This is a genomic window from Phenylobacterium sp. (assembly GCF_028290885.1).
Lineage (GTDB): Bacteria > Pseudomonadota > Alphaproteobacteria > Caulobacterales > Caulobacteraceae > Phenylobacterium.
In genome coordinates this window covers 1-8,077 of the sequence record NZ_JAQGIZ010000255.1, presented here as the reverse complement: position 1 = coordinate 8,077, position 8,077 = coordinate 1, and the positions used below count along the sequence as shown (strand labels likewise).

At 69.3% G+C, this 8,077-nt stretch carries 7 protein-coding genes; 4 read left to right on the top strand and 3 right to left on the bottom strand.

The genetic code is table 11. The features are described 5' to 3' along the window. Nucleotides 1-224: 224 nt before the first annotated feature. Nucleotides 225-701, top strand: coding sequence for a hypothetical protein (locus JWP28_RS17210; protein ID WP_299544834.1), 477 nt, complete (start codon nt 225-227; stop codon nt 699-701). A 5-nt stretch (nt 702-706) separates the two neighbouring features. On the opposite strand, the gene JWP28_RS17205 is transcribed toward JWP28_RS17210, so the two are convergent. Continuing rightward, nucleotides 707-1,669, bottom strand: a complete 963-nt coding sequence (locus JWP28_RS17205) for a sugar phosphate isomerase/epimerase (protein WP_299544833.1) — start codon at nt 1,667-1,669, stop codon at nt 707-709. Further along, entirely contained in the window at nt 1,666-2,847 is a 1,182-nt protein-coding gene (locus tag JWP28_RS17200; protein WP_299544831.1) for a serine hydrolase, read from the bottom strand. Before JWP28_RS17200 ends, JWP28_RS17205 begins: the two co-directional genes overlap by 4 nt. Nucleotides 2,848-2,953: 106 nt before the next feature. Between JWP28_RS17200 and JWP28_RS17195 the strand changes: the two genes are divergently transcribed. From JWP28_RS17195 to JWP28_RS17185, 3 genes are all read left to right on the top strand, one after another. After that, nucleotides 2,954-4,066: an NAD(P)/FAD-dependent oxidoreductase gene (locus tag JWP28_RS17195; RefSeq protein ID WP_299544829.1), complete on the top strand. Its 1,113-nt coding sequence runs from the start codon at nt 2,954-2,956 to the stop codon at nt 4,064-4,066. A gap of 167 nt (nt 4,067-4,233) precedes the next feature. After that, nucleotides 4,234-6,234, top strand: a complete 2,001-nt coding sequence (locus JWP28_RS17190; protein WP_299544828.1) for a M1 family metallopeptidase — start codon at nt 4,234-4,236, stop codon at nt 6,232-6,234. 177 nt (nt 6,235-6,411) lie between these two features. Beyond that, nucleotides 6,412-7,356, top strand: a complete 945-nt coding sequence (locus JWP28_RS17185) for a nitronate monooxygenase (RefSeq protein ID WP_299544818.1) — start codon at nt 6,412-6,414, stop codon at nt 7,354-7,356. Between the two features lie 152 nt (nt 7,357-7,508). On the opposite strand, the gene JWP28_RS17180 is transcribed toward JWP28_RS17185, so the two are convergent. Then, a partial coding sequence (locus tag JWP28_RS17180) for an asparagine synthase-related protein (protein ID WP_299544816.1) occupies nt 7,509-8,077 on the bottom strand: 569 nt, incomplete at its 5' end.

The window sequence follows — 8,077 nt, the reverse complement described above, 5'->3', positions numbered from 1 at the left end:
GGGCCACGCGCCGAGCGAACTTCAAATCCAAGAAAGCACACTAGAAACATACACTTGCTAGTGTCCTTATCGATTCCGAAGTTCGCCAAAGCCAGCCGCAAGCGCTTGCGAACTTCGGAATCGGGACACTAGGTTCAGGTAGCCCGCCATCACCGCTGTTGACTCTCGCGACTACATCCGTAATTTTCTTAGACTACAGATGTAATCCGCTGCATGAGGCGCCGATGGCCGTCGCGTCGATCTTTGGGGCGCCGCGCAAGCCGCCCCGGCGGGGCGCCACCGCCGCCCTCAGTATCGTCACCGTGCTGGCGCTGGCCGCCGGGATTCCCGCCTGGGCGGTCTTCGCGCTCTGGGCGCACCAGCAGGAGCTGAGGCGCGACTGGGACATCAAGGGCCCGCCCTGTCCGCCGGCGCGCGACAGCTGGCAGTCGATCGTGCTCAAGCGCGAACCGCACACCTTCAAATACGGCGGCGCGGACTTCGCCCATCCGTTCGGCGGCGCCGACTGCAGCTCCGTGCCCGACGGCGGCTTCATCACCCGCAAGGCCTACTACGTCTGCCAGTTCACCGGCCCGATCATGATCGCCGTCGCCACCGGCGGCCGCACGGTCCTTTATGAGCCGGGTCCGGGGCGGCGCGCCACGGTCAGCCTGCGTCGCGGAAGGCTGGCCTGCGTCCTCGGCGGCTGGTCCACGGGCTGAAACCCCTACGCCACCAGCGCCTTCAGGTGGTCGAAGCTGACCTTCACCGCCTCCAGGCGCGGCTTTTCGAACGGCGGTTCCTGTTCGACGAAGAAATCGCGGACCCCGGCGGCATAGGAGGCAGCCAGCAGCCGCTTCCAGTCGATGATCCCCGAGCCGACCTCGGTGGGGTCCTGCTGGAAGGCGAAGTTCGGCTTCGTCGTCGCCTTGATGTCCTTGACGTGCATCTGCCGGAAGCGGTGCGGATGGGCCTTCAGCAGCGCCAGCGGATCGTGGCCCGCGGCGACCACCCAGCCGGCGTCCATCTCGAAATGCACGACGGCCGGATCGGTGTTGGCGAGCAGGAACTCCAGGCCGGTGGTCCCGCCCACCGGCGCGAACTCCACATTGTGGTTGTGGTAGCCGAGCCGCAGGCCGGCGGCCTTGAGCGCCGCGCCCTTGCTGTTCAGCAGGTCCGCCGTGGCCTTCCAGTCGTCGAGCGTCATCTGCGCGGCCAGCCGGCCCAACACCGCGTGCCGATCCTCGCCGGACTGCGGGGTCATCTGGATGTGGTCGGGCACGGGGAACATCGGCAGCACCAGGCTGCGGATGCCGATGACGCGCGCGTCGGCGATCAGCCGGTCCAGATCGGCGAGGCTCGGGTCGGCGCCCGTGGGTCGGCCCTGCACGTGGCTGCTGACGCAGGTCAGCCCTGCCTTGTCGAACGCCGCCCTCAGCGCCTTCGGCGTCCGGCCCAGATAGCCCGCCATCTCCACCGTCCGGTAGCCGATCCCGGCCACCTGGCTCAACTGGCCTTCGAGGTCGGAGGCGAGCCCCGGGCCCAGGGTGTAGAGCTGCAGCCCGATCGGCAGGCGCGTGCGCATGAAGAAGGCCTCCCTTGCCGCCCAGGCCGTGCGTCCGCCGCCCAGCGTCGCCGCCGCGCCGCCGAGGCCCAGGCCGACGACCCTCCGCCGGGAAGGATCGCTCATTTGCTCACCGCCGCCCGCACCCCCTCGATCATCGCGTTCCGCGCCGCGCTGAGCGCCTTGCCGGTCGCAGCGGGCCAGGCGGCGTTCTGGACGATGATCAGGCGCTCGGCGGGAAACGTCGTCACCGACTGGCCGAAGATGCCGACCGCCTCGTAGGCGCCGTTGGGGCGGATCCACCAGAAGTAGCCGTAGCCGCCGGGCGCCGGCGTGCCGTTGTCGATCTCGCGCTGGGTGGCCGCGGCGACCCAGCCCTCAGGCGTGATCCGCTTGCCGTTCGCCATGCCGTCGCCCTCGATGAACAGACCCAGGCGGGCGTAGTCGCGCAGCGTCATCGAGATCCCGGTGCCGCCGCGTTCCTGGCCGCCGGAATCGGTCATCCAGATGGCGTCGCGCTCCATGCCGTAGGGCTGCCAGATCTTTTCCGAGGCGTACTGGGCCAGGCTCTCGCCGGTGGCCTTGGAGACCAGCACCCCCACCAGATCGGTCTCGCCGGTGTTGTAGTTGAACGTCGTCCCCGGCGCGCGGGCACGGGGCAGCTTGCGCAGGTAGCTGACCATCGGGTTGACCCCGGGTTCAGCGACCGTGCCGCCGGCTTTGGCCACATCTGAGTTGGGGTCGGTGTAGTCCTCGTTCCACTTCACGCCCGAGCTCATCATCAGCATCTGGCGGACCGTGACGCCCTCGTAGGCCGAGCCCTTCAACTCGGGGATGTAGGTGGTCACCGGATCGTTGAGGCTCTTGATCTTGCCGTCCTGGATCGCCGCGCCCACCAGGGTGGAGGTCACCGACTTGGCCACCGAGAACGAGGTCCAGCGGTCGCTGGGCTTGCGGCCCAGGCCGTACTGCTCGAGCACGATCTTGCCGTCCTTGAGCACCAGCAGGCCCGACACGCGATAGGCCTTCATGTACGCGTCGACGGTCCAGGTCTTGCCGTCGTAGCTGAAGGTCGGATCGATCTGCTTCGCCGCGACCGGCAGGGGATGCACCGTCTTGCCGCGCTTGATCACGTGGGTCTTGAAGACCTGCTCGATGTCGCGATAGCCGCTCGCCTGCCGTTCCGGCGACCAGGTCAGGATGCTCGCGATCGGTACTGGCGACGCCGGATCCAGCGACACCTGCGCCTGGGCCGCGCCGGCCCCCAACGCCAGCGCCAACGCCAGCCCCAGGATCTTCCGCATGCCATGCTCCTCCGACCTCGGCAGGAGCCTTAAGGGCTAGGGCGCGGCTTGCCTAGATCAGCGGACTAATGGTTTCGCTTTGCGCGATCACGCGTTAGGCAGCCCCATGGCCGGGTTCGACTTCGATGCGGTGGTGGTGGGGGCAGGGGCCGTGGGCCTGGCCTGCGGCTATGCGCTGGCGAAGCGCGGGCTGGCCGTCGCGGTGCTGGAGCAGGAGACGGCCATCGGCCAGGGCGTCTCCTCGCGCAACTCCGAGGTGATCCACGGTGGCCTCTACTATCCGACCGGGTCGCTGAAGGCCCGCCTGTGCGTCGCCGGCCGCCGCGCGCTCTACCCGTTCCTGGAAGCCCACCACGTGGACTTCGACCGCTGCGGTAAGCTGGTGGTGGCCACCACCGTGGAAGAGGTCGGCCGCCTCGACACCATCCTCGACCAGGCGCTGACCAACGGCGTCGACGGCATCGCGCGACTCTCGAAAGCCGAGGCCCTGGCGCTCGAACCGGAGCTGAAGTGCGAGGGCGCGCTGATCTCGCCCAACAGCGGGGTGTTCGACAGCCACGGCTACATGCTGGCGCTGCAGGGCGAGATCGAGGCCGGCGGCGGCGCCGTGGTGCTTTCCACCCCGTTCGAGGGCGCCGCGCCGCTGGCGGGCGGCGGCTTTTCGGTCCGCGCCGGCGGCGAGGCCCCGACCGGGCTCACCTGCCGCTACCTGGTCACCGCGCCCGGCCTCTCGGCCCAGGCGGTGGCCGCGCGGATCGAGGGTTTCCCGCAAGCGACCATCCCCAAGGGCCACTACGGCAAGGGCATGTACTTCCGGCTGGTCGGCAAGGCCCCGTTCTCGCGGCTGATCTATCCGCCGCCGATCCACGGCGCGCTCGGCACCCACTACCGCCGCGACCTCGGCGGCCAGGCGGTGTTCGGCCCGGACCTGACCTATGTCGACACCCTCGACTACAGCGTCGATCCCGCCGCCGCGCCCGCCTTCGCCGCCTACATCCGCAAGTTCTGGCCCGGCCTGCCGGATGGCGCGCTGACCCCCGACTACGCCGGCATCCGCCCCAAGCTCCACGGCCCCGACGAGCCGCAACCCGACTTCCGCCTCGACGGCCGCGACACCCACGGCATCGAGAACCTCGTCACCCTCTTCGGCATCGAAAGCCCCGGCCTAACGTCATCCCTGGCGATCGGGGAAGAGGTGGCGGCAAGGCTGGGCCTATAATTTTCCCTTCCCCCGGTACGGGGGAAATGTCGGCAATGGGCGAAGCCCGGCCGACAATGGGGGAAGTCAGCCTTCACTTCCCCCATCGACCCGCGACGCAAGAGCGTCTTGGGCCACTTCCCCCGTACCGGGGGAAGACCCTTGCGCGCCCCAATTCTGCGGGCCAGATGGAGGCTCAGTCCTCGGGGAATTCCATCGTCATGGCGTTGCGGGTGTTTGCGTTCCTGGCTGCGGCCGTTTTGGCCGTCTCCGCCCAAGCCCAGACCGCCACGCCGCCGCCCTACGATCCACTCAAGACCTTCGCCCCGCTGACCCTGCCGCTGCCGGCCACGTCGATCCGCACCGGCGCCGGCGCGCCGGGTCCCGCCTACTGGCAGAACCGCGCCGACTACGCCATCGACGCCAAGCTCGACACCGCGGCCAAGGTGCTCAGCGCCGAGGAGACGGTCACCTACACCAACAACAGCCCGGACGCGCTGGACATGCTCTGGCTGCAGCTCGACCAGAACATCTACAAACCCGACTCCCGCGCCGCGGCCATGGGCGGCGGCCGCCGGCCTCGCAACGCCTTCACCGAGGGCTATGTGATCGAGGCGGTGTCGGTGGAGCGCGCCGGCCGCGCCGCGCCCGTCAACTACCTGGTCAGCGACACCCGCATGCGCGTGGACCTGCCGCAGGCGGTGAAGGCGGGCGGCGGGCAGGTGAAGCTGCACATCCGCTACCACTACACCGTGCCCGGCCTGTTCGGCGGCCGCACCGCCTGGAACGCCAACAAGCACGGCGACATCTTCGACATCGCCCAGTGGTATCCGCGCATGGCGGTCTACGACGACGTCCGCGGCTGGGACACGCTGCCGTACCTGGCCAACGAGTTTTACCTGGAATACGGCGCCTTCGACTACGCGGTGACGGTCCCGGCGGACATGATCGTGGCCGGCTCCGGGGCGCTCACCAACCCCCAGGACGTCCTGGCGCCGGAGCAGCGGGCGCGGCTCGACCGCGCCAGGGCCAGCGACAAGACCGTGATGATCCGCACGCCGGAAGAGGTGCTGGCGGCGGTCCCGGCCAAGCCCGGGGCGGTGAAGACCTGGCGGTTCCACATGGACAACACCCGCGACGTGGCCTTCACCGCCAGCCGCGCCTTCGTCTGGGATGCCGCGCGGATCAACCTGCCGCAGGGCAAGACCGCGCTCGCCCAGTCGGTCTATCCGCCGGAAAGCGTCGGCGAGAACGCCTGGAGCCGCTCCACCGAATACATGAAGGACGCCGTCGAGCGCTTCTCGAAGCGCTGGTATCCCTACCCCTGGCCTAACGCCATCAACGTCGCCGGCCCCGCGACCGGCATGGAATATCCGGGGATCGTCTTCGACGGCATCGACGACAAGGCCAAGACCCTCTTCTACATCTCGGCCCACGAGATCGGGCACAGCTGGTTCCCGATGATCGTCGGTTCCGACGAGCGGCGCGACGCCTGGATCGACGAGGGCTTCAACACCTTCATCGACGTCTACGAGTCCGACGACTTCCAGAACGGCCTCTACGGCCCCAAGCGCGACGCGGAATATGCGCCGGGCCCCCAACCGCCCGCCGACCAGATCGCCACCCTGCTGAACGATCCCGAAGCGCCGGCGATCGTCAGCCGCGCCGACACCATCCGCGAGAAGTACCGCCACCCGGTCACCTATTTCAAAACCGCCTTCGGCCTCACCCTGCTGCGCGAGGACATCCTGGGCCCAGAGCGGTTCGACCCGGCGTTCCGCAAGTTCATCGCCGACTGGGCCTACAAGCATCCCAAGCCCAGCGACTTCTTCCGGGCGATGGAGAGCGCCGGCGGCGAGGACCTGTCGTGGTTCTGGCGCGGCTACTTCCTCAACAACTGGACCCACGACCTGGCGGTCACCGACGTGAAGTACGTGGGCGGCGAGCCGTCCAACGGCGCCCAGGTGACGGTGGCCAACCTCGGCCGGCTGATCCTGCCTGCGACGTTGCGGGTGACCTACAAGAGCGGCGAGAAGCGCGACCTGCGGCTGCCCGCCGAAACCTGGATCCAGTCCGGAACCCACGTTGTGAACCTCGAACCCGGGCCGGCCATCGCCGACGTCACCGTCGACCCCGACCACCGCCTCCCCGACCGCGACCGAACGAACAACAGCTTCAAGCCGAACTAGCGATTTTGCGTCTTCCCCCGGTACGGGGGAATGTCGGCAATGGGCGAAGCCCGGCCGGCAATGGGGGAAGTGTTGTTCGACTTCCCCCATCGACCCGCGACGCGAAGTGCGTCTTGGGGAATGGTTTCCCCCGTACCGGGGGAAGACCTAATCCTGACGGCGACGGAGAGCCCACTCATGAAGAACCGCATCACCGACCTGCTGGGCGTAAAATACCCGATCGTCCAGGCGCCCATGGGCTGGATCGCCCGCGCGCAGCTGGCCTCGGCCGTCTCCAACGCCGGGGGCCTGGGCATCATCGAAACCTCCTCCGGCCAGCTCGACGAGGTGCGCGAGGAGGTGGGGAAGATGCGGACGCTGACGGACAAGCCCTGGGGCATCAATGTCGCCCAGGCCTTCGTCCGCGACCCGGACATCGTCTCGTTCGTCGCCGACCAGGGCGTCAGGTTCGTCACCACCTCGGCGGGCGACCCCAACCGCTACTGCGAGGCGCTGAAGAGCAAGGGGCTCACTGTCTTCCACGTGGTGCCGTCGCTGGCGGCGGCGACCAAGGCCATCGAGGCCGGCGTCGACGGGCTCGTGGTCGAAGGCGGCGAGGGCGGCGGGTTCAAGAATTCCCGCGACGTCGCCACCATGGTCCTCCTGCCGCTGGTCTGCTCGAAGTTCGACGTGCCGGTGATCGCCGCCGGCGGCATCACCGACGGGCGCACCATGGCCGCGGCCTTCGCGCTGGGCGCCGAGGGCGTGCAGATGGGCACGCGCATGGTCTCCGCCGCGGAGAGCCCGGTGCACCAGAACTGGAAGGACGCCATCCTCGCCGCCAAGGAGACCGACACGGTGTTCCTGAACCGCTTCGGCCCGGGCCCGGCGCTCAGGGCGCTGCGCACCGAGAAGACCACCGAATACGAGAAGACCCCGCCCGAGGCGATCATGGGCGAGTTCCGCAATGCGCTCGACCTCTACTTCGGCGGCGACATGGAGGCCTCCATCGCGCTCTCCGGCCAGGTCGCCGGCCGCATCGACGAGGTCAAACCGGTGGCCCAGATCATCGCCGAGACAATCGCCGAGTTCGAGGAAACGGTGGCGGCGATGAGCGCGAAATACGGGCGGGTCCCGGCCTGACGTTCCTCCCCTCTGGGGGAGGCGGCGCGAAGCGCCGGATGGGGTCCGCTCAGACCGCTGAGGACCCCCTCAGTCAGCGGAGTTTATCCTCGGGCCGGCTCCGCCGGTCCCGGGGGCTGACAGCGCCCCCAACGGGGAGCAACTGGTCCGCGCTAAATCGTCCCCACGACGCTCTCGAGCGCCTCGGCGGGCGCCGCCCCCTCCAGGTGGATGCGCGACCAGACCGCGAGGAACAGCAGCGGCCAGCGCACGCCGTCGCCGCCGGCCGTGAAAGCCGCCGCAGCGTCGGGCTTCACCCGCCGCACCGCCTCGACCTCGCCCAGCCGCCCCGCGATGTCGGCGGCGCGCGGCGCGATCCAGGCCTCCACCGGCACGGTGAAGCCCTGCTTGCGCGCCCAGGGCTCGGCCGCCGGACAGGTCCGCTCCAGCCACTTGCGCAGCAGCCACTTGCCGTAGCGCCGGCGCACCTTGAACCGGTCGGCCAACGGGAAGGCGAAGGCGGCCACCTCGGGGTCCAGGAACGGCGTGCGCCCCTCCAGCCCGTGCGCCATCAGGCAGCGGTCCAGCTTGAGCAGCAGGTCGTTCGGCAGCCAGGTCGCCACGTCGGCCCACTGGGCCTCTTGCAGCGGCGTCAGCCCCGTAGGCGGCGTGGCCTCCGCCCGCCAGCGCGCCAGCGCCACGGCGTCGCCGCCCCGCGGCTCGGCGGGCCGGCCACCCAGCC

What these genes read in the sequence shown, in the direction of transcription:
- JWP28_RS17185 (WP_299544818.1), top strand. Translation starts at nt 6,412, where the DNA reads ATGAAGAACCGCATCACCGACCTGCTGGGCGTAAAATACCCGATCGTC.
- JWP28_RS17210 (WP_299544834.1), top strand. Translation starts at nt 225, where the DNA reads ATGGCCGTCGCGTCGATCTTTGGGGCGCCGCGCAAGCCGCCCCGGCGG.
- JWP28_RS17200 (WP_299544831.1), bottom strand. Translation starts at nt 2,847, where the DNA reads ATGCGGAAGATCCTGGGGCTGGCGTTGGCGCTGGCGTTGGGGGCCGGC.
- JWP28_RS17205 (WP_299544833.1), bottom strand. Translation starts at nt 1,669, where the DNA reads ATGAGCGATCCTTCCCGGCGGAGGGTCGTCGGCCTGGGCCTCGGCGGC.
- JWP28_RS17195 (WP_299544829.1), top strand. Translation starts at nt 2,954, where the DNA reads ATGGCCGGGTTCGACTTCGATGCGGTGGTGGTGGGGGCAGGGGCCGTG.
- JWP28_RS17190 (WP_299544828.1), top strand. Translation starts at nt 4,234, where the DNA reads ATGGAGGCTCAGTCCTCGGGGAATTCCATCGTCATGGCGTTGCGGGTG.